The 22,749-nt window shown below is 71.0% G+C and carries 22 protein-coding genes; 9 read left to right on the top strand and 13 right to left on the bottom strand.

Features of this window, described 5'->3' with window-relative positions:
• Window positions 1–171: 171 nt before the first annotated feature.
• Window positions 172–582 carry a hypothetical protein gene (locus BN159_RS17055; protein WP_015658244.1) on the top strand — a complete coding sequence of 137 codons (411 nt, stop codon included), beginning with the start codon at window positions 172–174 and terminating at the stop codon, window positions 580–582.
• Between the two features lie 81 nt (window positions 583–663).
• Here BN159_RS17055 and BN159_RS17050 read toward each other — a convergent pair whose 3' ends face one another.
• Genes BN159_RS17050 through deoC form a run of 3 tightly spaced genes read right to left on the bottom strand, consistent with a single transcriptional unit; the run spans window position 664 to window position 3,955 of the window.
• On the bottom strand, window positions 664–1,563 hold the full coding sequence (locus BN159_RS17050; protein WP_015658243.1) for an aldehyde dehydrogenase family protein: 900 nt from the start codon (window positions 1,561–1,563) through the stop codon (window positions 664–666).
• Window positions 1,556–2,986 (bottom strand): aldehyde dehydrogenase family protein, encoded by a 1,431-nt coding sequence (locus BN159_RS17045; RefSeq protein ID WP_015658242.1) that lies wholly within the window; start codon window positions 2,984–2,986, stop codon window positions 1,556–1,558. The genes BN159_RS17050 and BN159_RS17045 overlap by 8 nt, the downstream gene beginning before the upstream one ends.
• 6 nt (window positions 2,987–2,992) lie before the next feature.
• Entirely contained in the window at window positions 2,993–3,955 is a 963-nt protein-coding gene (gene deoC, locus BN159_RS17040) for a deoxyribose-phosphate aldolase (RefSeq protein WP_015658241.1), read from the bottom strand.
• A gap of 125 nt (window positions 3,956–4,080) precedes the next feature.
• Between deoC and BN159_RS17035 the strand changes: the two genes are divergently transcribed.
• Together BN159_RS17035 and BN159_RS17030 are read left to right on the top strand one after the other, a co-directional pair.
• A complete protein-coding gene (locus BN159_RS17035) occupies window positions 4,081–4,779 on the top strand; it encodes a PH domain-containing protein (RefSeq protein ID WP_041821425.1) in 699 nt (232 codons plus the stop codon).
• A 347-nt stretch (window positions 4,780–5,126) separates the two neighbouring features.
• The gene (locus BN159_RS17030) at window positions 5,127–6,560 is read left to right on the top strand and encodes a hypothetical protein (RefSeq protein ID WP_051113513.1); all 1,434 of its coding nucleotides are present in this window, start codon (window positions 5,127–5,129) and stop codon (window positions 6,558–6,560) included.
• 70 nt (window positions 6,561–6,630) lie between these two features.
• On the opposite strand, the gene BN159_RS17025 is transcribed toward BN159_RS17030, so the two are convergent.
• From BN159_RS17025 to BN159_RS17015, 3 genes are all read right to left on the bottom strand, one after another.
• The gene (locus tag BN159_RS17025; protein ID WP_041819427.1) at window positions 6,631–8,262 is read right to left on the bottom strand and encodes a phospho-sugar mutase; all 1,632 of its coding nucleotides are present in this window, start codon (window positions 8,260–8,262) and stop codon (window positions 6,631–6,633) included.
• A gap of 268 nt (window positions 8,263–8,530) precedes the next feature.
• The gene (locus BN159_RS17020) at window positions 8,531–9,355 is read right to left on the bottom strand and encodes a purine-nucleoside phosphorylase (protein WP_015658237.1); all 825 of its coding nucleotides are present in this window, start codon (window positions 9,353–9,355) and stop codon (window positions 8,531–8,533) included.
• A 115-nt stretch (window positions 9,356–9,470) separates the two neighbouring features.
• Window positions 9,471–9,908 carry a gamma-glutamylcyclotransferase gene (locus BN159_RS17015; protein WP_015658236.1) on the bottom strand — a complete coding sequence of 146 codons (438 nt, stop codon included), beginning with the start codon at window positions 9,906–9,908 and terminating at the stop codon, window positions 9,471–9,473.
• A gap of 97 nt (window positions 9,909–10,005) precedes the next feature.
• On the opposite strand from BN159_RS17015, the gene BN159_RS17010 reads away from it, so the two are divergent.
• Window positions 10,006–11,454, top strand: coding sequence for an NAD(P)H-quinone dehydrogenase (locus tag BN159_RS17010; RefSeq protein ID WP_015658235.1), 1,449 nt, complete (start codon window positions 10,006–10,008; stop codon window positions 11,452–11,454).
• Window positions 11,455–11,620: 166 nt separating this feature from the next.
• A complete protein-coding gene (locus tag BN159_RS17005; protein WP_078598821.1) occupies window positions 11,621–12,556 on the top strand; it encodes a DeoR/GlpR family DNA-binding transcription regulator in 936 nt (311 codons plus the stop codon).
• Here the strand turns inward: BN159_RS17005 and BN159_RS17000 are convergent.
• Together BN159_RS17000 and BN159_RS16995 are read right to left on the bottom strand one after the other, a co-directional pair.
• Window positions 12,553–13,185 (bottom strand): TetR/AcrR family transcriptional regulator, encoded by a 633-nt coding sequence (locus BN159_RS17000; RefSeq protein ID WP_051113647.1) that lies wholly within the window; start codon window positions 13,183–13,185, stop codon window positions 12,553–12,555. The genes BN159_RS17005 and BN159_RS17000 overlap by 4 nt on opposite strands.
• Window positions 13,186–13,375: 190 nt before the next feature.
• The gene (locus BN159_RS16995) at window positions 13,376–15,148 is read right to left on the bottom strand and encodes an acetyl/propionyl/methylcrotonyl-CoA carboxylase subunit alpha (RefSeq protein ID WP_015658232.1); all 1,773 of its coding nucleotides are present in this window, start codon (window positions 15,146–15,148) and stop codon (window positions 13,376–13,378) included.
• Window positions 15,149–15,531: 383 nt separating this feature from the next.
• Between BN159_RS16995 and BN159_RS16990 the strand changes: the two genes are divergently transcribed.
• Window positions 15,532–16,017, top strand: a complete 486-nt coding sequence (locus BN159_RS16990) for a hypothetical protein (RefSeq protein WP_015658231.1) — start codon at window positions 15,532–15,534, stop codon at window positions 16,015–16,017.
• 16 nt (window positions 16,018–16,033) lie between these two features.
• Here the strand turns inward: BN159_RS16990 and BN159_RS16985 are convergent, their stop codons facing one another.
• The 4 genes from BN159_RS16985 to BN159_RS16975 form a co-directional block, all read right to left on the bottom strand.
• On the bottom strand, window positions 16,034–16,642 hold the full coding sequence (locus BN159_RS16985; RefSeq protein ID WP_015658230.1) for a Maf family protein: 609 nt from the start codon (window positions 16,640–16,642) through the stop codon (window positions 16,034–16,036).
• A gap of 22 nt (window positions 16,643–16,664) precedes the next feature.
• A complete protein-coding gene (gene mmpB, locus BN159_RS47470) occupies window positions 16,665–16,793 on the bottom strand; it encodes a morphogenic membrane protein MmpB (protein ID WP_015658229.1) in 129 nt (42 codons plus the stop codon).
• Window positions 16,794–16,922: 129 nt separating this feature from the next.
• Window positions 16,923–17,132: an acyl-CoA carboxylase epsilon subunit gene (locus tag BN159_RS16980; protein WP_015658228.1), complete on the bottom strand. Its 210-nt coding sequence runs from the start codon at window positions 17,130–17,132 to the stop codon at window positions 16,923–16,925.
• 10 nt (window positions 17,133–17,142) lie between these two features.
• Entirely contained in the window at window positions 17,143–18,741 is a 1,599-nt protein-coding gene (locus tag BN159_RS16975; protein WP_015658227.1) for an acyl-CoA carboxylase subunit beta, read from the bottom strand.
• Window positions 18,742–18,852: 111 nt separating this feature from the next.
• Between BN159_RS16975 and BN159_RS16970 the strand changes: the two genes are divergently transcribed.
• Window positions 18,853–19,713 (top strand): biotin--[acetyl-CoA-carboxylase] ligase, encoded by an 861-nt coding sequence (locus tag BN159_RS16970; protein ID WP_015658226.1) that lies wholly within the window; start codon window positions 18,853–18,855, stop codon window positions 19,711–19,713.
• Between the two features lie 157 nt (window positions 19,714–19,870).
• Window positions 19,871–20,980 (top strand): adenylate/guanylate cyclase domain-containing protein, encoded by a 1,110-nt coding sequence (locus BN159_RS16965; protein WP_015658225.1) that lies wholly within the window; start codon window positions 19,871–19,873, stop codon window positions 20,978–20,980.
• Here BN159_RS16965 and BN159_RS16960 read toward each other — a convergent pair.
• A complete protein-coding gene (locus tag BN159_RS16960) occupies window positions 20,952–21,674 on the bottom strand; it encodes a hypothetical protein (RefSeq protein ID WP_015658224.1) in 723 nt (240 codons plus the stop codon). The genes BN159_RS16965 and BN159_RS16960 overlap by 29 nt on opposite strands.
• A 180-nt stretch (window positions 21,675–21,854) precedes the next feature.
• On the opposite strand from BN159_RS16960, the gene BN159_RS16955 reads away from it, so the two are divergent.
• The gene (locus BN159_RS16955; RefSeq protein ID WP_015658223.1) at window positions 21,855–22,658 is read left to right on the top strand and encodes an enoyl-CoA hydratase/isomerase family protein; all 804 of its coding nucleotides are present in this window, start codon (window positions 21,855–21,857) and stop codon (window positions 22,656–22,658) included.
• Window positions 22,659–22,749 lie beyond the last annotated feature (91 nt).

Genomic DNA, 22,749 nt, shown 5'->3' with positions numbered 1-22,749 from the left:
CGCGCCGCGGCCGACCGCCGGCACAGCGCGCGGGCGCAATAGTTCAATTTCCGTAGGTCATGAATTCGGAGGGTGCGGCGCCTGTCGCGTCTGTGGGTCTCCTTTGGAACGCGCGCGCCGCTTGAACTACGCTTCGTGTCCATCCCATTGCTTTGTGTAAGAAGGTGGCAGATGGCCAGATCAGCGTCCTCCCCGAATCCGACCGCCGCCCGGCGTGCCCTGGCCGTCCTCGCGACCGCCGGTGCCGCCCTGGGCGCCGCCGCGTCGACGGCCGCCGCGGATGCCGAGCCGGTCCTCGACAACGTGGTGCGCACCCGCCCCACCTCACTGGGCAAGATCGACCCTCAGTCGGGCCTGAAGGCGGTCACCAGCACGGTCGGCTACGTCACCGGACCGGTCGCCGGTCTGAAGCCCAACCCGCTCGCCGGAACCGGCGTCGACCCCCTGGACAACGGCGTGGGCACCCAGCTCGCCGACTTCCAGCCCCTGACCTCGCAGATGCTCACGGCGCCGGTGGCGCAGGCCCAGTCGATCGGCAGCATCCCGGTACTGGGCCAGGCGACGGGCCTGCTCGGCGGCTGACGCGGACGGCCACGGCAGAGAGCCGCGCTTCCCCCGGACGGTGGGGAGGCGCGGCTCTCTGGTTCCGGCGGCTCGGTACGCCTAGTACGCCGAGCCGGACGCGCCCAGCGACCCGGTGGGGTGCCAGACCGTCTTGGTCTCCAGGAACGCCGTCATGCGGTCGATGCCCGGGGTCTCGGAATAATCCACAGGCTGTGGACGAAGAACCCGCTTCAGGTTGTCCGCCGCCGCGATCTCCAGCTCCTTCGCCAGTACGTCGTCGGCGCCCGCGAGGTCGATGGCGTTGACGTCCTGGTGCGCGGCCAGCGGGGTGGCGATCTCCGCCGTACGGCCGGAGAGCACGTTGACCACGCCGCCGGGGAGGTCGGAGGTGGCCAGTACCTCGCCCAGCGAGAGGGCGGGGAGCGGGGAGTTCTCGCTCGCGATCACGATCGCCGTGTTGCCGGTGGCGATCACCGGGGCGATCACCGAGACCAGACCGAGGAAGGACGACTCCTGCGGGGCCAGGACCACGACCACGCCGGTCGGTTCGGGCGAGGAGAGGTTGAAGTACGGGCCCGCGACCGGGTTTCCGCCGCCCACCACCTGGGCGATCTTGTCGGTCCAGCCCGCGTACCAGACCCAGCGGTCGATCGCCGCGTCCACCTGGGCGGCCGCCTTCGACTTCGACAGGCCCTCGGCGTCGGCCACTTCACGCACGAACTGCTCGCGGCGGCCCTCCAGCATCTCGGCGACGCGGTAGAGGATCTGACCGCGGTTGTACGCCGTCGCCCCGGACCAGCCGCCGAACGCCTTGCGCGCGGCGACCACCGCGTCCCGGGCGTCCTTGCGGGAGGAGAGCGGTGCGTTGGCCAGCCAGTTGCCCTTGGAGTCGGTCACTTCGTACACCCGGCCGCTTTCGGAGCGGGGGAACTTGCCCCCGACGTACAGCTTGTAGGTCTTGAAGACGCTCAGACGCTGCTGCTCGGACTTGTCAGACATCGAGGTACGCCTCCAGGCCGTGGCGGCCGCCCTCGCGGCCGAAGCCCGACTCCTTGTAGCCGCCGAACGGCGAGGTCGGGTCGAACTTGTTGAACGTGTTGGACCAGATCACGCCCGCGCGCAGCTTGCTCGCGACGGCCAGGATCCGCGACCCCTTCTCCGTCCAGATGCCCGCGGACAGGCCGTACTGGCTGTTGTTGGCCTTGGCGACGGCCTCGTCCGGCGTCCGGAAGGTGAGGACGGAGAGGACCGGGCCGAAGATCTCGTCCCGTGCGATCGTGTGCGCCTGGGTGACGTTGGTGAACAGCGTCGGGGCGAACCAGTAGCCGCTCTCGGGGAGTTCGCAGGCCGGCGACCAGCGCTCGCCGCCCTCCGCCTCGCCCTTCTCCACCAGCGAGGTGATCCGGGCCAGCTGCTCCTCGGAGTTGATCGCGCCGATGTCGGTGTTCTTGTCCAGCGGGTCGCCGAGGCGCAGCGTGGACAGACGGCGCTTGAGGGAGTCCAGCAGCTCGTCCTGGATCGACTCCTGCACCAGCAGCCGGGAGCCCGCACAGCAGACCTGGCCCTGGTTGAAGAAGATGCCGTTGACGATGCCCTCGACGGCCTGGTCGATCGGGGCGTCATCGAAGACGATGTTGGCGCCCTTGCCGCCCAGTTCGAGAGTGACCTTCTTGTTCGTGCCCGCGACCGTGCGCGCGATCTGCTTGCCGACCGCGGTGGAGCCCGTGAAGGCCACCTTGTTCACGTCCGGGTGGGCCACCAGGGCGGCGCCCGTGTCGCCGTAGCCGGGAAGGATGTTGACGACGCCCTTCGGCAGACCGGCCTGGCGGCAGATGTCCGCGAAGAAGAGGGCGGACAGCGGGGTCGTCTCGGCGGGCTTGAGGACGACCGTGTTGCCGGTGGCGAGCGCCGGGGCGATCTTCCACGCGAGCATCAGCAGCGGGAAGTTCCACGGGATGACCTGACCGGCCACGCCCAGCGGCTTCGGGTCGGCGCCGAAGCCCGCGTGGCCGAGCTTGTCGGCCCAGCCCGCGTAGTAGAAGAAGTGCGCGGCGACCAGGGGGAGGTCGGCGTCGCGGGTCTCCTTGATGGGCTTGCCGTTGTCGAGGGTTTCGAGGACGGCGAGCTCGCGGGAGCGCTCCTGGATGATCCGGGCGATGCGGAAGAGGTACTTCGCGCGCTCGGAACCCGGCAGCGCCGACCACTTCTCGAAGGCCTTGCGGGCGGCCTTGACCGCCCGGTCGACGTCCGCCTCGCCCGCCTGGGCGATCTCGGACAGGACCTCCTCGCTGGACGGCGAGACGGTCTTGAAGACCTTGCCGTCGGCGGCCTCGGTGAACTCGCCGTCGATGAACAGGCCGTAGGACGGGGCGATGTCGACGACCGAGCGGGACTCGGGCGCCGGGGCGTACTCAAAAGTCATGATCGATCAGTCCACCGTCACGTAGTCGGGGCCGGAGTAGCGGCCGGTGGCCAGCTTCTGACGCTGCATCAGCAGGTCGTTCAGGAGCGAGGAGGCGCCGAAGCGGAACCAGTGGTTGTCCAGCCAGTCCTCGCCGACGGTCTCGTTGACCAGGACGAGGAACTTGATGGCGTCCTTGGTCGTACGGATGCCGCCGGCCGGCTTCACGCCGACCTGGACGCCGGTCTGGGCGCGGAAGTCGCGGACGGCCTCCAGCATCAGCAGGGTGTTGGCAGGGGTGGCGTTGACCGCGACCTTGCCCGTCGACGTCTTGATGAAGTCGGCGCCCGCCAGCATGCCGAGCCAGCTCGCGCGGCGGATGTTGTCGTACGTCGACAGCTCGCCGGTCTCGAAGATGACCTTGAGGCGGGCGCTCGTCCCGCAGGCCTCCTTCACGGCGACGATCTCGTCGTGGACCTTCAGGTACTTGCCCGCGAGGAACGCCCCGCGGTCGATGACCATGTCGATCTCGTCGGCACCCGCGGCGACGGCGTCGCGCACGTCGGCCAGCTTCACGTCCAGGGCGGCGCGGCCGGCCGGGAACGCGGTGGCGACGGAGGCGACCTTCACGCCGGAACCGGCGACGGCCTCCTTGGCGACGGCCACCATGTCGGGGTAGACGCAGACCGCGGCGGTGGTGGGCGTGGTGCGGTCGGTCGGATCGGGGCGGACCGCCTTGGCGCCGAGCGCCCGGACCTTGCCCGGGGTGTCCGCGCCTTCCAGCGTCGTCAGGTCGACCATCGAGATGGCGAGGTCGATGGCGTACGCCTTGGCGGTCGTCTTGATGGAACGGGTGCCGAGGGAGGCGGCGCGCGCCTCCAGGCCGACCGCGTCGACGCCGGGCAGCCCGTGGAGGAAGCGGCGCAGCGAGGTGTCCGACGACGTCACGTCCGAGAGGGCACTTGCTGCGGTGGGTGCATTGGTGGGCATGGTCACCAGACGAGCATATCTACGCGCGTAGCGGCTGTACACCCCCAGGGGATCGTCTTCGGAGTCGGGGCCGCGAATGAGCGGGGGTGGAGGTGTCCGCTGGGGCGTCGGGCACAATCGGGGCCATGACGACCCCGGAACACCCCTCATCAGCGCCGGTTCCTTCGACCAGGGACCGGGTGTATCGCTCCCCGTTCGGCATCGTGGGCGGGGTGATGCTGCTGGGCATCGTGCTGTGGCTGGGGATCGACGCGCTGGTCCAGGGGTCCGGGCGGACACAGTGGCTGGCGCTGGCGTCGCTGATTCTGCTGGTGCCGGTGGTGGTGGCGTTCACCTTGCGGCCGGCCGTCTTCGCCAACGAGGAGCGGCTGCGGATCCGCAATCCGCTCCGGGTGATCGTGCTGCCGTGGGGACAGGTGGCTTCTCTTCGGTCCGGCTACTCCAATGAGGTCGTCGCGAAGGGCGGGGCGAGGTTCCAGCTGTGGGCCGTCCCCGTCTCGCTGCGGGCGCGGAAGAAGGCGGCTCGGCGGCAGGCGCGGGCTGAGGCGGAGCGGAGTGGCAGGGGCCGGGGCCGTGGTGGCCGAGGTGCGGGCGGTGGGGGGCTCGGGTTCGGGGGCCTCGGGAGTGTCGGCGGTTCCGTTGACGCCGATGGGCCCGCTCGGGCGGAGACCGACAAGGTGATGGATGACCTGCGGGCGCTGATGGAGGCCCGGGAGAAGGCGGAGTCGGCGCAGGGGGATGTCACGGTGCGGTGGGCCTACGAGCTGATTGGGCCTGCTGTGGCGGGGGCGGTTCTGTTGGTGGTTCTGCTGGTGGTGGGCTGAGCGGCTTCTGGGGTGGCGCCGGGTGCCTGTTGCCGGGTGCGGGTCGGTGGGGGCTGGTCGCGCCCACGCGGCGGAGCCGCAAATTGATGCTGTCCCGCGCCCCTGAAGGGCCGCGCCCCTGAGGGCTCGCCTTCGATGGCCTGCGTCGCTGCTGCAACCAACCGCCTCGTTCGCTCGTCTGGCTAGCGATGAGTACTGATGTTCGGCTGCCGTTGCCTCGACCGCTTGCTGAGTCGGCTGTGCCTGAGAGGGCGCCGGCCTGGAGCGGGGAGCGGGGGCGGGCTTGGGTTGCTGTGTTGCCGCCTCGGTGGGTGCCGGTTCGCGGGTACGGGCGGTTTGACGAGCTGGTGACTCTGGGGGCCGTCGCGGTCGCCTTCGCGCTGGGCTCCGCCGGTGTGGAGCCGTATCTCGCCGCTCTGCTGCCGCTTCAGGTGCTGTGGGTGCTGATCCGGCCGGAGGTGGTGCGGGTCGCCGCGCCGGGGCTTGTTGTCGCGGTCGCTCTCGACTCGGCCGGGTGGCCGGGGCTGCTCGGGGCCGCGGTGCTCGGTGGGGTCTGTCTCGGGCTCGCCGAGCTGCGGCTGTGGGCGCGGCGGCGGCAACGGGAGTGCGCGCTGGCCGCGGCCGAAGGGGTTACGGCTCCGGTGCCGGGCGCTGAGACGCCGTTGCGGCGGGGTGTGCTGCTCGGGGTGGCCGGGCTCGTCTCCGTCATCGGCGGGGGCGGCCTGCTGGCCGGAGCCGGTGGGGTTACCGCACCCGTCGGCTTCCTGCTGCTCGGGCTCGGGCTCACCCTCCTCGTCTCCGGTGCCCTCGGCCGGTACCGCGCCCGCCGGCTGCACTCGGCGCCCGCTCCGGTACTGCGGGTGCTGGTCCGGGACGACGCGATGGCACGGACCGAGGTGTTCGCCGCGGATGACGTGGACGCGCTCCGGCCCCTGTTCGTCGTCTCGGTGATGCCCTTGCAGGCCGACGAGGAGGAAGAGGACGAGGAAGAGGAAGGGGATCTGGACGACGAGGCGGACGACGAGCTTCTTGAGCAGCTCGACGACGACTCGCCGGGCCCCCTCCGTGAAGCCGTGCTCTACGGCGTCCCCTACGACGGGGCCGAAGTCGTGATCGTCAGCGCCGATGAGGGGCTGGACGAGGAGCCCGTCGTGGAGCGGTCCAGCGGGCCCGTGCGGCCGGTGACCAGGTGGGCGGTGCGGAGTGCCGCCGGGACCGCGCGCGACGTGACGATTCCCGCGCAGCCCGTACTGCGATGGCGTGCCGGATGGCTGGACCTGGTGGCGGCGCTGCTGCTCGCTCAGTGGGGTGTCTGGCTGGGGTGGGGCGCGTTCACCGATGCCGGGACCGCGCTGTGGGAGCAGATCCTGGTGGGGGTGCTCGGTCTGTTCGGCGCGGCCCGGGTGCCGGTGAAGCTGGCGTGGCGGATCACCGCCGACCGGGCCGGGCTGTGGATCAACGGGCTGTTCAAGGTCACCCACATTCCCTGGGACGACTTCCGCTCGGCCCGCCATCAGACATGGGAACTGAAGCTGCGGTGGCGCGGAGGCCGGTCCTGGGCCGTCGCCGCCCCCGGCTGGAAGTGGCTGGAGCGACGGCGCGGGCTGACGCACCCCTACGACCGGCTGGCCTCCGAACTGACGGCCCTGTGCGCCGACCCCGCCCTGCGCCCGACCGGCGACAGCACCGCGCGCGAGCGGGGCCGGGTGGTGTGGCCGTGGGCCGTGGTGCTCGGGGTCGGCTGGGTCACGGCACTGGTCGTCGCGCGGGCGGGGCTGTAGGGCCGTTCCGTTGCCTTGAAAGGTGGAGGCCGTCCGGCGGATCGTGCCGGACGGCCTCTGGGGTTACGGGTCAGATGCCGGCCGCGGCCGAGAGGTCCCGCTTGATGGCCGTCAGCAGGTCCGTGGCCTTGGCATGGGCCGCCGGAAGGGCGGCGTGGTCGGTGACCGGGACGACGACCTCCAGGTAGCACTTCAGCTTCGGCTCCGTGCCGCTGGGGCGGACGATCACACGGGCGCCGGTCAGGGTGTAGCGCAGTCCGTCCGTGGGCGGCAGCTTGTCCGTGCCCTGGGTGAGGTCCTCGGCGCGGGTGATGGGGAGGCCGGCCAGTTCGGTGGGCGGCTGCTCGCGCAGCCTGCGCATGGCGTCCGCGATGACGGACAGGTCCTCGACGCGGACCGAGAGCTGGTCGGTGGCGTGCAGCCCGTGCTCCACGGCGAGGTCGTCGAGGAGGTCGAGCAGCGTACGGCCCTGCTCCTTCAGCTCGGAGGCGAGCTCCGTGATGAGGAGGGCGGCCGTGATGCCGTCCTTGTCGCGTACGCCGTCGGGGTCGACGCAGTAGCCGAGGGCCTCTTCGTAGCCGTAGCGCAGGCCGTCGACGCGGGCGATCCACTTGAAGCCGGTGAGGGTCTCCTCGTACGGCAGGTTCGCCTTCTCGGCGATCCGGCCGAGGAGGGAGGAGGAGACGATGGACTCGGCGAACGTGCCGGTCGCGCCGCGGCGGACCAGGTGCGCGGCGAGCAGGGCGCCGACCTCGTCGCCGCGCAGCATCCGCCAGGCGCCGGCGTCCTTGACGGCCACGGCGCAGCGGTCGGCGTCCGGGTCGTTGGCGATGACGAGGTCCGGGTCGGTCTCGCGGGCCTTGGCGAAGGCGAGATCCATCGCGCCGGGCTCTTCCGGGTTGGGGAAGGCGACGGTGGGGAAGTCCGGGTCGGGGTCGGCCTGCTCGGCGACGAGGGCGGGCTCCGGGAAGCCGGCGCGGGCGAACGCGGCGAGGAGGACGTCCTTGCCGACGCCGTGCATGGCCGTGTAGACGGTGCGGGCCGGGCGCGGGGAGCCCTCCGCCAGGACGGCGTCGGTGCGGGCGAGGTAGGCGTCGAGGACGGAGTCGTCGAGGGTCTCCCAGCCGGTGGTGGGGCGGGGGACGGTGGTGAGGGAGCCGATGGCGTCGATCTCGGCGGCGATCTGGGCGTCGGCGGGGGGCACGATCTGGGAGCCGTCGCCGAGGTAGACCTTGTAGCCGTTGTCCCGGGGCGGGTTGTGGCTGGCGGTGACCTCGACTCCGGCGACCGCGCCGAGGTGCCTTATGGCGTAGGCGAGGACCGGGGTGGGGAGGGGGCGGGGGAGGACGGCTGCGCGGAGGCCGGCGCCGGTCATCACGGCGGCGGTGTCGTTGGCGAAGTCCTCCGACTTGTGCCGGGCGTCGTAGCCGATGACCACGAGGCCGCCGTCCTGGCCCTGCTTCTTCAGGTACGCGGCGAGGCCGGCGGCGGCGCGGATGACGACGGTGCGGTTCATGCGCATCGGGCCCGCGCCGATTTCGCCTCGCAGGCCCGCGGTGCCGAACTGGAGGGTGCCGCTGAAGCGTGCGGTGAGCTCGGCGTGGTCCTCGGCGTCGATCAGCTTGGCGAGTTCGTCACGGGTGTCCGCGTCGGGGTCCTCGGCCAGCCACGCCTTGGCCCGGGCGATGAGATCGTCATGCACGATTCGGTCAACCTCTCGGTGTGTTCGGATGATGTCTTCCGCCCCCGCCGCCCCTACCCGTCCCATCCCTGGGGGCTCCGCCCCCAGACCCCCGATCGGCCCTGAAGGGCCTCGTCCTCAAACGCCGGACGGGCTGGAAGTGCCGGTCGCGGCAAATTCAGCCCCTCCGGCGTTTGAGGAGCGGGGTCCGGGGCGGAGCCCCGGGATGGGACGGGCAGGGGCGGCGGGGGCGGAGAAAAGCTTCTGCCGGAGTGCCGGAGTGCCGGAGTTACAGCCGACCCAGCACCTGCGTCAGCAGCGCGCCCATCCGCGTGGCGCTGTCGCGGCCGGCCTGGAGGACTTCCTCGTGGTTGAGGGGCTCGCCCGTCATCCCCGCGGCGAGGTTGGTGACCAGGGAGATACCAAGGACCTCCGCGCCCGCCTCACGAGCCGCGATGGCCTCCAGCACGGTCGACATACCGACCAGATCCGCACCGATGACCCGAGCCATCCGAATCTCCGCCGGAGTCTCGTAGTGCGGGCCGGGGAACTGGGCGTAGACCCCCTCCTCCAGCGTGTCGTCGATCTCCTTGCACAGGGCGCGGAGACGCGGGGAGTAGAGGTCCGTCAGGTCCACGAAGTTCGCGCCCACGATCGGTGACGTCGCCGTCAGGTTGATGTGGTCGCTGATCAGCACCGGCTGCCCCGGGCGCATACCCTCCCGCAGACCACCGCAGCCGTTCGTCAGCACGACCGTCTTGCAGCCCGCCGCCACCGCGGTACGCACACCGTGCGCGACCGCGGCCACCCCACGGCCCTCGTAGTAGTGCGTACGCCCGAGAAAGACCAGCGCCCGCTTCTCGCCGATCTTGTACGAGCGGACCTTGCCGCCATGGCCCGCGACCGCCGGCGGCGGGAACCCGGGCAGCTCGGTGACCTGGAACTCGGCGTCGGCGTCGCCGAGGGCGTCCACGGCCGGCGCCCAGCCGGAGCCCATCACGAGGGCGACGTCGTGGGTCTCGGCCCCCGTCAGTTCGCGCAGGCGAGCGGCGGCGGCGTCGGCGGCGGCGTAGGGGTCGCCCTGGATGTCGTCCGGAAGAAGAGATGCGTTCACGCCGACGAGGGTAGCCGGTCAATGCCTACGCGCGTAGATGACAGAGCCCACGGGATGGCGATCGTTGTCTTGTTGTTTCCGACGAAACCCGGCGCGAGAGGGCCTCGGCAAGGCCTCAGCAAGGCCGCTTCCGCAGCTCCATCACATAGTCGTGCGGCGCCCCCGCCGACTCCGCCGCGTCGGCGACCTCGCCCAGGTAACGGGCCGACGGGAGGCCGCCCTCGTAGCCGTTCAGGACGTAGGTCCAGGCCGGTTCCTCGCCGTCCAGGGTGACCGCGCGGATCCGGACCCGGCGGTACACGTCGAGGCCCACGCCCTCCCAGCGGTCCAGGGACTCCTCGTCCATGGGCGCGATGTCGTAGAGGGCCACGAAGACCTGGGAATCGGGGTCCTCGACGATCGTCGCCAGGGCGCCCTCCCAGCCCATCTGCTCGCCCCCGAACGTCAGCCGCCACCCGTTCAGCCACCCGGTGGCGCGCAGCGGCGAATGCGGGGCGCGGCGGGTCATGAGCCGCGCGTCGAGGTTGCCGGCGTACGCGGCGTAGAGCGACATGGGGAGAGAGTACGGCAGCCCGCCACAGCCCTCCCTCCCGTAACAGTGGGGTCTCGGGCGGGGGCCTGGGCCGTAGCACTGCGGTACGTGCGGGACAATGGAGTACGTGACTCGGATCGTGATCATCGGTGGCGGACCCGGCGGATACGAAGCGGCGCTGGTCGCCGCTCAGCTCGGCGCGGAGGTGACCGTCGTCGACAGCGACGGTCTGGGCGGGGCGTCGGTGCTCACCGACTGCGTACCGTCGAAGACTCTGATCGCCACGGCCGAGGTGATGACCACCTTCGACTCGTCCTACGAAGAGCTCGGCATCATCGTCGCCGACGACACCCCCCACATCGACACCCCCGCCCGGGTCGTCGGCGTGGACCTCGGCAAGGTCAACCGACGGGTCAAGCGCCTCGCGCTCGCCCAGTCCCACGACATCACCGCCTCCGTCACCCGGGCCGGCGCCCGTGTCATGCGCGGCCGCGGCCGGCTCGACGGCATGCAGGGCCTCGACGGCTCCCGCAAGGTGATCGTCACCACCGCCGACGGCACCGAGGAGACCCTCGTCGCCGACGCCGTCCTCATCGCCACCGGCGGCCACCCCCGCGAGGTCCCCGACGCCCTGCCCGACGGCGAGCGCATCCTCAACTGGACCCAGGTCTACGACCTCACCGAGCTGCCCGAAGAGCTCATCGTGGTCGGTTCGGGTGTCACGGGCGCCGAGTTCGCCGGTGCCTATCAGGCCCTCGGCTCCAAGGTCACCCTCGTGTCGTCCCGCGACCGCGTGCTGCCCGGCGAGGACCCCGACGCCGCCGCCGTGCTCGAGGACGTCTTCCGCCGCCGCGGCATGAACGTCATGGCACGCTCCCGCGCCGCCGCCGCCAAGCGGGTCGGTGACCGGGTCGAGGTCACCCTCGCCGACGGCCGCGTCATCACCGGCACCCACTGCCTGATGGCGGTCGGCGCCATCCCCAACAGCGCGGGCCTGGGCCTTGAGGAGGCCGGGGTCAAGCTGCGCGAGTCCGGTCACATCTGGACCGACAAGGTGTCCAGGACCACGGCTCCCGGCGTGTACGCCGCCGGTGACGTCACCGGCGTCTTCGCCCTCGCCTCCGTGGCCGCGATGCAGGGCCGTATCGCCATGTACCACTTCCTCGGCGACGCGGTGGCCCCGCTGAACCTCAAGACGGTCTCCTCGAACGTCTTCACCGACCCCGAGATCGCCACCGTCGGCTACACCCAGGCCGACGTCGAGGCGGGCAAGATCGACGCCCGCGTCGTCAAGCTGCCCCTGCTGCGCAACCCGCGCGCCAAGATGCAGGGCATCCGGGACGGCTTCGTCAAGATCTTCTGCCGTCCGGGCACGGGCATCGTGGTCGGCGGTGTGGTGGTGGCCCCCCGCGCCTCGGAACTGATCCATCCGATCTCGATCGCCGTCGACAACAATCTGACGGTCGAACAGATCGCGAACGCGTTCACCGTGTATCCGTCTCTTTCGGGGTCGATCGCCGAGGTCGCCCGGCAGCTGCACACCCGCAAGACCGGCAGCGAGGTCTGACGGCTCGAACCGACTCCCCGCTGGTCACAGGGAGTTGTCGAGCATTCGTACGGCAAAGGCGTGGAGATTAGGTCCTATACCACTTCCCGGTCTGCTGTGCGAACAACTTCTGCTATTCGGCGCAAACTGCTGAAAGCAGACGGTCGTTGGGGTTACTGTCAGTTTCGTGTTCGCTGCAGAACGTCGCCAATTGATCCTCGAAATGGTGCGAGCGAACGGGGCCGTGTCGCTCCGTGAGCTCGCCCGCGTCGTCCAGACCTCCGAAGTGACCGTACGGCGGGACGTGCGCGCGCTGGAGGCAGAAGGACTCCTCGACCGCCGGCATGGCGGTGCGGTATTGCCGGGCGGGTTCACGCGGGAGTCCGGCTTTCCGCAGAAATCACATCTCGCGACCGCCGAGAAGACGGCCATCGCCGATCTCGCCGCGAACTTCGTCGAAGAGGGCGAGGCCATCGTGGTCGGGGCCGGTACGACCACGCAGGAGCTGGCTCGCCGGCTGGCCCGGGTTCCCGGGCTGACCGTCGTCACCAACTCCCTGCTGGTGGCCCAGGCGCTGGCCCATGCGAACCGGGTGGAGGTCGTGATGACCGGTGGCACTCTCCGCGGTTCGAACTACGCCCTCGTCGGCTCCGGCGCGGAGCAGTCCCTCCAGGGGCTGCGGGTCTCCCGGGCCTTCCTGTCGGGCAGTGGTCTGACCGCTGAGCGTGGGCTGTCCACGTCCAACATGCTCTCCGCGTCCGTCGATCGGGCGCTGGTGCAGGCCGCGGCGGAGGTGGTGGTTCTCGCGGACCACACCAAGCTCGGTACCGACACGATGTTCCAGACCGTGCCCACGGATGTGATCACGCGGTTGGTCACCGATGAGCCGCCGGGTCATGACGACCGTGCCCAGACCGAGCTTCAGGCCCTTGCCGATCAGGGGGTGCAGATCGCCGTGGCCGGGGCGAGCGGGAACCCGGGGGGTGACGAAGTCCCGGCGCGGCGGGCGCGATCCGTGCCCGGCCCCAGGCGGGCGGCTCCGTCGGGACTTCGCTCTACTGTTCTTGGGGAGCCGGTGCCGGGTTCTGAGCGGGGGCGCGTCGCTGATTTGCGGCGGCGTTAGGGTCGCCTATTCGTTGTGGGGCTTGGCTGTTGGGTGGCGGGTGCGGGTTCGTCGTGGTTGGTCGCGCAGTTCCCCGCGCCCCTGGGCAACTTCAATCCCCTTAGTGTCAACATCAGCAATCTGTCCGCCAGGTCTGCATCCCCCGGCGTTGCCTCCGCCGCCAGTGCGATTGCGTGCGTCAGCTGTAGCAAGTCTCCGATTGCTACGTCCTCTCGGACCTTGCCCGCCCGCTGCGCTCTGGTCAGCAGCTCAGTCCCCGCCTCCCTGATGGGGTCGCTGCACCTTGCCAGGGCCGAGGTGTCGTCGTTGGTCACGGACATCAGGGACCGGGACAAGCCTCTGTACTCGCTTGCGTGCTCGACCATTTCCCTCAGCCAGGTGACCAGGGCCGTGCAGGGTTCCGGGGCCTGTTGTAGCTCTCGGGCCCTGGCCAGCAGGTCGTTCACCGCGTCCTCGAAGACCGCGCTCAGCAGGGCGTCGCGGTGCGGGAAGTGGCGGTAGAGGGTGCCGATTCCTACTCCCGCGCGGCGGGCCACGTCCTCCAGGGAGGCGTCCGCGCCGTGTTCGGCGAAGGCGGTGCGGGCCTCGGTGAGGAGGCGCTCGTAGTTGCGGCGGGCATCGGCGCGCATGGGGCGGGGGGCGATCAGCGGTGCCGCCGTCTGTTCGCTGCCGTGCGAGCCGCTCCCGTGTGGGCCTGCGTCCACCATGGTTCCCACCTGCTCTCCGCCACGCCCGGCCGTGCCTTAAGGATGCCAAAGACGAGGCGCCCGGCGGACGGGCTGCTGCCGTCCGCCGGGCGCCTCGACGCTGTCGTACGCGTCAGTCCTTGATCTCGCAGATCGGTGCGCCCGAGGTGATGGACGCGCCCACCTCCGCGGACAGGCCCTTGATGGTGCCGGAGCGGTGGGCGTTGAGGGGCTGCTCCATCTTCATGGCCTCGAGGACGACGACCAGGTCGCCCTCCTTGACCTCCTGGCCCTCCTCCACGGCCACCTTGACGATGGTGCCCTGCATCGGGGAGGCGAGGGTGTCGCCGGAGGCCACGGGGCCGGACTTCTTGGCCGCGCGGCGCTTGGGCTTGGCCCCGGCGGCGAGGCCCGTGCGGGCCAGCGACATGCCGAGCGAGGACGGGAGGGAGACCTCCAGGCGCTTGCCGCCCACCTCGACGACGACCGTCTCGCGGCCCGCCTCTTCGTCCGTGTCCACGTCTGCGGGCGCGGCGAAGGGCTTGATCTCGTTGACGAACTCGGTCTCGATCCAGCGCGTGTGGACCGTGAACGGGTCGGCGGAGCCGGTGAGTTCGGGGGCGAACGCCGGGTCCTTCACGACCGCGCGGTGGAACGGGATGGCGGTGGCCATGCCCTCGACCTGGAACTCCGCCAGGGCGCGGGCGGCGCGCTGGAGGGCCTGCTCGCGGGTGGCACCGGTGACGATCAGCTTGGCCAGCAGGGAGTCCCAGGCCGGGCCGATCACGCTGCCGGACTCCACGCCCGCGTCCAGGCGGACGCCGGGGCCCGTGGGCGGGGTGAAGGTGGTGACGGTGCCGGGGGCCGGGAGGAAGTTGCGGCCCGGGTCCTCGCCGTTGATGCGGAACTCGAAGGAGTGGCCGCGGACCTGCGGGTCGTCGTAGCCGAGTTCCTCGCCGTCGGCGATGCGGAACATCTCGCGCACGAGGTCGATGCCGGTGACCTCCTCGGTGACCGGGTGCTCCACCTGGAGACGGGTGTTGACCTCCAGGAAGGAGATCGTGCCGTCCATGCCGACGAGGAACTCGACGGTGCCGGCACCGACGTAACCGGCCTCCTTGAGGATGGCCTTGGAGGAGGAGTACAGCTCGGCGATCTGCGCCTCGGAGAGGAACGGGGCCGGGGCCTCCTCGACCAGCTTCTGGTGACGGCGCTGGAGCGAGCAGTCACGGGTCGACACGACGACGACATTGCCGTGGCTGTCGGCCAGGCACTGCGTCTCCACGTGCCGCGGCTTGTCCAGGTACCGCTCGACGAAGCACTCGCCGCGCCCGAAGGCGGCGACGGCCTCGCGGACCGCGGACTCGTAGAGCTCGGGCACCTCTTCGAGGGTGCGGGCGACCTTCAGACCGCGGCCACCGCCACCGAAGGCCGCCTTGATGGCGATCGGCAGGCCGTGCTCCTCGGCGAAGGCGACGACCTCGTCGGCACCGGAGACGGGATCGGGCGTACCGGCGACCAGCGGGGCACCGGCGCGCTGGGCGATGTGCCGGGCCGCGACCTTGTCACCGAGGTCCCGGATGGCCTGCGGCGGCGGGCCGATCCAGATCAGGTCCGCATCCAGAACCGCCTGCGCGAAGTCGGCGTTCTCGGAGAGGAAGCCGTAGCCGGGGTGGATGGCGTCCGCCCCCGACTCGCGCGCCGCCTTCAGGACCTTCTCGATGTCCAGGTAACTGGTGGCCGGAGTGTCACCGCCCAGGGCGAACGCCTCATCCGCGGCGCGGACATGCAGAGCGTCCCGGTCCGGGTCGGCGTATACGGCCACGCTCGCGATACCGGCGTCCCGGCAGGCCCGGGCCACGCGGACAGCGATTTCGCCACGGTTGGCGATGAGCACCTTGCGCACGATTGAGGCTCCCTCCTTGAAACAAGCCGAGTTTAGGGACAGCCGACACGGCACTTCGACCCGTCCCCAATGGTGAGCTTGCCCACACGGAGCGTGATTCGAGGCTCGCTCGACCCGCGAAATCCCTTGTCGCACCGCGGTACGGCGCACTCCTCCTGGAAACCCTAGCCGCCCGTTGTGGTCAAGGTCTCTGTCATCAGGTGCTGCGGGCCACTCGGTTTCTTTGTGGAGTCCCTACGAATGGCCCAACGATTCTTTGCCCCTCCCAGAACCCTTGTCCCGAGGTTTACCCGTTAGTAGCGTTCGCGATGTCTCGAACGTACTTGGAGTAACCGCAGTCCTGCTAGGACGGCGCTGGAGCGCTCGGAAGTGGGTGGGGGCCGGTGGTGCGCAGACCGGTGGCATGGGTGGTGGCGATAGTTCTCTTCGCCGAGGGGCTGGGCATCGCGGCGGTCCAGTGGTTCCTGGGCGTCGTCGTCGACCGCCAGGACATGTCCCTGGCGGGCCTGGACTCCGACATGATGGCGCTCTCGTCGAAGATCGGCGGAGTCGTCTTCGGCCTCTACTTCGTCCTGTGCGGCGTGGTGGCCCTGCTGGTCGCCCTGCGCGACCGCCCGCCGGCGGGCCTCGGCCGGATCCTGCTGATCAGCGCCGCGGTCGTCCACGGCCTCCTGGGTGCCTTCGCCTGGGGCCTGGTGGGCTGGGGAGCGTTCCTGTTCATGATGGTCGTCCTGGGGCTGATCGTGCTCCTGCTGATGACGTACGACGCCCAGCAGGAGCCGACCGACGCGCGACCGGAGCCGGGACCGGAACCGGAGTCCGGCCCGAAGACGGGCCCCGAGCCCGCGAACGGGCCCGCGCCCGCCTAGGGTCTGCCGTTTCGGATCAGGTCCACAGGTCCGTGATCGAGACCCCCAGCCGGCTCAGCAGGCGCCGGACGAGGGGCAGGCTGATGCCGATGACGTTGCCGTGGTCGCCGTCGATGCCGTCGATGAAGGGCGCCGAGCGGCCGTCGAGGGTGAACGCCCCGGCCACGTAGAGGGGTTCGCCCGAGGCGACGTACGCGGCGATCTCCTCGTCGGTGGGCTCGCCGAAGCGGACGACGGTGGAGGCGGTGGCGGAGGCGTACCGTCCGCTGACGGTGTCCCAGACGCAGTGCCCGGTCTGGAGGGTGCCCGCGCGACCGCGCATCGACTTCCAGCGGGCGGTGGCGTCCTCGGCGTCGGCGGGCTTGCCGAGCGGCTCTCCGTCCAGGTCGAGGACGGAGTCGCAGCCGATCACGATGGCGCCCATGACCTCCGGCTTCGCCGCCACGACGGAGGCTTTGGCCTCGGCGAGGGCGAGCGCCAGCTCGGCGGGGGTGGGTGCGGTGACGGCGTCCTCGTCGACGCCGCTGACGATCACCTCCGGTGCGAGGCCGGCCTGGCGCAGGAGGTTCAGTCGGGCGGGGGACTTGGAGGCCAGGACGAGTCGGCGGGCGGGCTGATCTGTCATGGGATCAGCGTATCGCTGGCGCTCAGCTCAAGCCGGTCACGATCATCGCCAGCACCATGGCCAGCGCCATGAGAACGCCCAGCCTGCGCAACATCTTCTGCATGTCGCGCAGTTCCTCGGGGGGTTCGTTCTCAGGGTCGGACCACAGCATTCATCCAGGGTGCTTGGTGGTTTCCCAGGGCGCCTGAGTATGCGTACTTAAGTTGCGCCCTGGGTTCCACTTCTGTGCGCCCACGCGGCGGAGCCGCAAATCGAAACAGCCCCGCGCCCCTAAAGACTTCTAGCTCGGCCAGTAGCTCCGTGCCCAAGTCGTCGGGCCCGGTTGCGGCAGGCGGTGTGCCGCAATCCTCGACGGGTCGGACCACGCCGCGCCCGGCTGGTCCGCGCCGGGCGGTATCGCTGCTGCCGCCGCGGCGCGGGCGCGGACCACCGCCAGGGCGGCGGCCAGCTCCTCGGGGGTCGGGTTGCCCCGCAGGACCTTGATCGTCACAGCGGCTCCTTTACAGGGGGATGTTGCCGTGCTTCTTCGGCGGCAGGGACGCCCGCTTGGTGCGCAGCTGGCGCAGGCCGCGCACGATGTGCCGGCGGGTCTCGGACGGCATGATCACCGAGTCGATGTAGCCGCGCTCGGCCGCGATGTAGGGATTGAGGAGGGTGTCCTCGTACTCCTGGATCAGCCGGGCGCGCACCGCGTCCAGGTCCTCCCCGTTGGCCTCCGCCTCGGCGATGGTCCTGCGGTGCAGGATGTTGACCGCGCCCTGGGCGCCCATGACGGCGATCTGGGCGGTCGGCCAGGCGAGGTTGAGGTCGGCACCCAGGTGCTTGGAGCCCATGACGTCGTAGGCGCCGCCGAAGGCCTTGCGGGTGATGACGGTGATGAGCGGGACGGTGGCTTCCGCGTAGGCGTAGATGAGCTTGGCGCCGCGGCGGATGATGCCGGTGTGCTCCTGGTCGACGCCCGGGAGGAAGCCGGGCACGTCGACGAAGGTGAGGACCGGGACGTTGAACGCGTCGCAGGTCCGCACGAACCGTGCGGCCTTCTCGCTCGCGTCGATGTCCAGGCAGCCCGCGAACTGCATCGGCTGGTTGGCGACGATGCCGACCGGGCGGCCCTCGACCCGGCCGAAGCCGGTGATGATGTTCGGCGCGAACAGTGCCTGCGTCTCGAAGAACTCGGCGTCGTCCAGGACGTGTTCGAGCACCGTGTGCATGTCGTAGGGCTGGTTCGCGCTGTCCGGCACGATCGTGTCCAGCTCGCGGTCCTCGTCGGTGAGTTCGAGGTCCGCCTCCTCCGGGAAGACCGGGGGCTCGGAGAGGTTGTTGGACGGCAGGTACGACAGCAGCTGCTTGACGTACTCGATGGCGTCCTTCTCGTCGCCCGCCATGTGATGGGCGACGCCGGAGGCCGAGTTGTGGGTCCTGGCCCCGCCGAGCTCCTCGAAGCCGACGTCCTCGCCGGTGACGGTCTTGATGACGTCCGGGCCGGTGATGAACATGTGCGAGGTCTGGTCGACCATGACCGTGAAGTCGGTGATCGCCGGGGAGTACACGGCACCGCCCGCGCACGGGCCCACGACCAGGCTGATCTGCGGTACGACACCGCTCGCGTGCGTGTTGCGGCGGAAGATCTCGCCGTACGCGCCCAGCGAGGCGACGCCCTCCTGGATCCGGGCGCCGCCGGAGTCGTTGATGCCGATGACCGGGCAGCCGGTCTTCAGCGCGAAGTCCATCACCTTGACGATCTTCTGGCCGTAGACCTCGCCCAGCGCACCGCCGAAGACGGTGAAGTCCTGCGAGAACACCGCGACCGGGCGGCCGTCGACGGTGCCGTAGCCGACGACCACGCCGTCGCCGTAGGGACGGTTCTTCTCCAGGCCGAAGTTGGTGGAGCGGTGCCGGGCGAACTCGTCCAGCTCGACGAAGGATCCCTCGTCGAGCAGGAGCTCGATGCGCTCACGGGCCGTCAACTTGCCCTTGGCGTGCTGCTTCTCGACGGCACGTGCGGAGCCGGCGTGCGTCGCTTCGTCGATGCGGCGCTGAAGATCCGCGAGCTTGCCCGCGGTGGTGTGGATGTCGATCTGCTCTTCCGGCTCGGACATCGGGATCGCGGCTCCCTGCCTGCTCAAAAGGGGGGACGGTTACTCATCCGTAGAGTAGTGGCGCGCCTACCAATCGGCAGTGCGGCGTTGGCCACACCTAGGGTGGCTTGCATGACGCCGCGAGATGCATCAGACGACAGCCGTTGGTCCGACCTCGACCGCCCGCCGCTCAACGCCCAGGCACTGCGCCGGGCGCTGGTCCGGGCGGGCGGGCTGTGGAGCGAGGTGGAGGTGGTGCAGCGGACCGGCTCCACCAACGGTGACCTGGTGGCCCGCGCCAACCAGGGCAAGGCGGCGGAGGGCGCGGTCCTGGTCGCGGAGGAGCAGACGGCCGGGCGGGGGCGCCTGGACCGGCAGTGGACCGCGCCGCCGCGCTCGGGCCTGTTCTTCTCGGTGCTGCTGAAGCCGTCGGAGGTCCCGGTCGCCCGCTGGGGCTGGCTGCCGCTGCTCACCGGGGTGGCGGTGGCGGCGGGGCTGTCGCGGGCCGCCGGGGTCGATACGGCACTCAAGTGGCCCAACGACGTGCTGGTGACCGTCGGCGGCGAGGAGCGCAAGACCGGGGGCATCCTCGTGGAGCGGGCCGGGGCCGACGCGGTGGTGATCGGCGTCGGGGTCAACGTCACCCTGAAGGCGGAGGAGCTCCCGGTCCCCCAGGCGGGCTCCCTGGCGCTCGCCGGAGCGGTGAGCACGGACCGCGATCCGCTGCTGCGGGCGGTGCTGCGGTCCCTGGAGGACTGGTACGGACGCTGGCGCGCGGCCGAGGGCGACCCCTTGGTCAGCGGCCTTCAGGAGACGTACGCGGCGGGCTGCGCGACGCTGGGGCGGACCGTACGGGCCGAGCTGCCGGGCGACCGGTCGGTGGTCGGTGAGGCGGTGGCCCTGGACGGCGACGGACGCCTGGTGATCGCCACGGAGGAGGGCGTGCAGGAGCCGGTGGGAGCGGGCGACATCGTGCATCTGCGACCGGCGTGATCGTTGGGCGCCGGCTCGGGTGCCCAAACCTCGCGTACAGGAACATCCGCGATCAGGAAACCCTTCGCTGCGCTTAACGGAGTGAGCTGGCGCACACCTGCCGTAGAGTTGGGGCCGGTCGATACCTGACCGCGGCAGATCGGAAAGGGCAGCAGGCGTGAGCGTCGACGACACGGGTTCCGGCATGGACCCCCTCGCCGCCGACCCCGGCGAAGATCCGCTCGCCCTGCGTCTCGAAGGTCTCATCCTCGGCGCGGAGCGGCGCTACACCCCCTTTCAGGCCGCCCGCAGCGCCGGAGTCTCCATGGAGCTGGCGTCCCGGTTCTGGCGGGCCATGGGCTTCGCCGACATCGGGCAGGCCAAGGCGCTCACCGAGGCCGACGTACTGGCGCTCAGGCGCCTGGCCGGTCTCGTCGAGGCGGGGCTGCTGAGCGAGGCGATGGCCGTGCAGGTGGCCAGATCCACCGGGCAGACCACCGCCCGGCTGGCCGAGTGGCAGATCGACTCCTTCCTGGAGGGCCTGACCGAGCCCCCCGAGCCGGGCATGACGCGGACCGAGGTCACCTACCCGCTCGTCGAGCTGCTCCTGCCCGAGCTGGAGGAGTTCCTGGTCTACGTCTGGCGGCGCCAGCTCGCCGCCGCGACCGGCCGGGTCGTGCAGGCCGCCGACGACGAGGAGATGGTGGACCGCCGTCTAGCCGTCGGCTTCGCCGACCTCGTCGGGTTCACCCGGCTGACCCGCCGGATGGAGGAGGAGGAGCTCGGCGAGCTCGTCGAGGCCTTCGAGACCACGGCCGCCGATCTGGTGGCCGCGCGGGGCGGACGGCTCATCAAGACGCTCGGCGACGAGGTGCTCTACTCCGCCGACGACGCGGGCGTGGCCGCGGAGATCGCCATCCGGCTCATCGAGACCATGGCGAACGACGAGACCATGCCGGAGCTGCGGGTCGGGATCGCGTTCGGCACGGTCACCACCCGGATGGGCGATGTCTTCGGGACGACCGTGAATCTGGCCTCCCGGCTCACCTCGATAGCTCCCCGGGACGCCGTCCTCGTCGACAGCGCCTTCGCGGAGGAGCTGATCCGTACCGGCGAGGCGCCGGCCTCCGAGGCGGAGGCGGCCGAGGCCGCCGCGGCCGCGGAGAAGGAGGGCGAGGAGCCGCCGACGTACCGCTTCGCGCTCCAGCCGATGTGGCAGCGGCCGGTGCGTGGACTCGGCGTGGTCGAGCCCTGGCTGCTCACCCGCCGTGACGGGGAGCCGTCCTAGCCTCACTCGGTGAGTCATCGCGGGCGGTCAGCGGGTCCACGCACAGGCCGATGATCGGCAGGCACACGCCGGGCCGGTCGGCGGGGCTCGGCGCAGGCGACGGCGGCGCTGACGACGGCTGCGGGTTCGGGCTGGTCGTGGGCCGTGGCTGCGGGGCGGCGCTCGTGGTGGGTGGCTGGGGGGCGGTGGTCTGCGGCGCCTCGGGGATGGTCGTGGCCGGGTCCCGGTTCAGGGGCGGCGGTACGGCGGTGCCGCTCGGCGTCGGCCCGAGGCCGTTGGTCTCCGTGGGTGCCGCCGTGAGGCCGCCCATGGCGGAGGTCGCGGACGGGCTGACCCGGGGGACGGTGTCCACGGTCGCGGCGGCGTTGGTCGAGTGTCCCGTGCCGGGGTCGGTGCCGCTGTCGTCGGTCGTCCAGGGTTCCGCTTCCGGCGTGCCGAGGCTGCCGAGACCGGACTCCGGAGTCAGTCGTACGAGGCTCAGGGCGCCCGCGGCCAGGGCCAGGCCGCCCGCCGCGAGCAGGATCTTGCGGGGGCGGGGACGGCGGTGCCGGCCGCGGGGGCCGAAGAGACGGAGCGGGGGTGTGACCGCCGTGTCGTCCGCGGCACCCCTGTCGTCCGGGGCCACCGTGTCATCCGTGTCATCTGCGGCCGTGTTGTCCGCGGTCGCCGTTCTGGCCGATTCCGTAGTCGTCATCACGAACCTCCCGATGCGCTCACGCCCCCGGTGCGCTGTGGCGGACGCACGTTATGCGCTCTGGTGGGCGAGGGAAGGGGGTTTCGGGGGATGTCACCCGAACGGGGTGCCTTCCCCCTGGGGAGCCGGGCTGCGATGATCGGGGGGATTGTTGTTAACCCGCGTTAACCGGAGGGTGTCATGAGCGAGGAGCGGTACGGGGAGTTCGTGCTGGTGCGGCGGCACGGGGACGGTGGGCATGTCGCGGAGCTCGCCCTGGACCGGCCGAAGGCCATGAACGCCGTGTCGACCGAGATGGCGCGGTCGGTGGGGGCGGCCTGCGCGGCGCTGGGCGCGGACAGCGGGGTGCGGGTGGTCGTGCTGACCTCCACGCATGAGCGGGCGTTCTGTGTGGGGGCGGATCTGAAGGAGCGGAACTCCTTCAGCGACGCGGATCTGGTGCGGCAGCGGCCGGTGGCGCGGGGGGCGTACACGGGGGTGTTGGAGCTTCCGGTGCCGACGATCGCGGCGGTGCACGGGTTCGCGCTCGGGGGCGGGTTCGAGCTGGCGCTGTCCTGCGATCTGATCGTGGCCGACGAGACGGCGGTGGTGGGGCTGCCGGAGGTGTCGGTCGGGGTGATCCCGGGCGGCGGCGGTACGCAGTTGTTGCCTCGGCGGGTCGGTGCGGCGCGGGCGGCGGAGCTGATCTTCTCCGCGCGGCGCGTCGAGGCGGCCGAGGCGCGTGAACTGGGCCTGGTGGACGACCTGGTGGCGCCCGGCACGGACCGGGAGGCGGCGCTGGCCCTGGCCGCGCGCATCGCCGGGAACTCCCCGGTGGGGCTGCGTGCGGCCAAGCGGGCGTTGCGTCTTGGGCATGGCCTGGATCTGCGGGCGGGCCTGGAGGTCGAGGACGCGGCCTGGCGCTCGGTGGCGTTCTCGGGGGACCGGGCGGAGGGAGTGGCGGCCTTCAACGAGAAGCGCAAGCCGGAGTGGCCGGGGGAGTGACGGTTCGCTGGGCGGGTCCTTCCTCTCCGCGACCGCGAGGCGACACCTGTTCGCCGTATCAATGTCCCTAATTGTCGTGAACGTCCCTAGC

Origin of the sequence: Streptomyces davaonensis JCM 4913 (genome assembly GCF_000349325.1) — a bacterium.
GTDB lineage: Bacteria > Actinomycetota > Actinomycetes > Streptomycetales > Streptomycetaceae > Streptomyces > Streptomyces davaonensis.
Note: the sequence above shows the minus strand (reverse complement) of the source record. Positions and strands in the feature narration are given on the sequence as shown.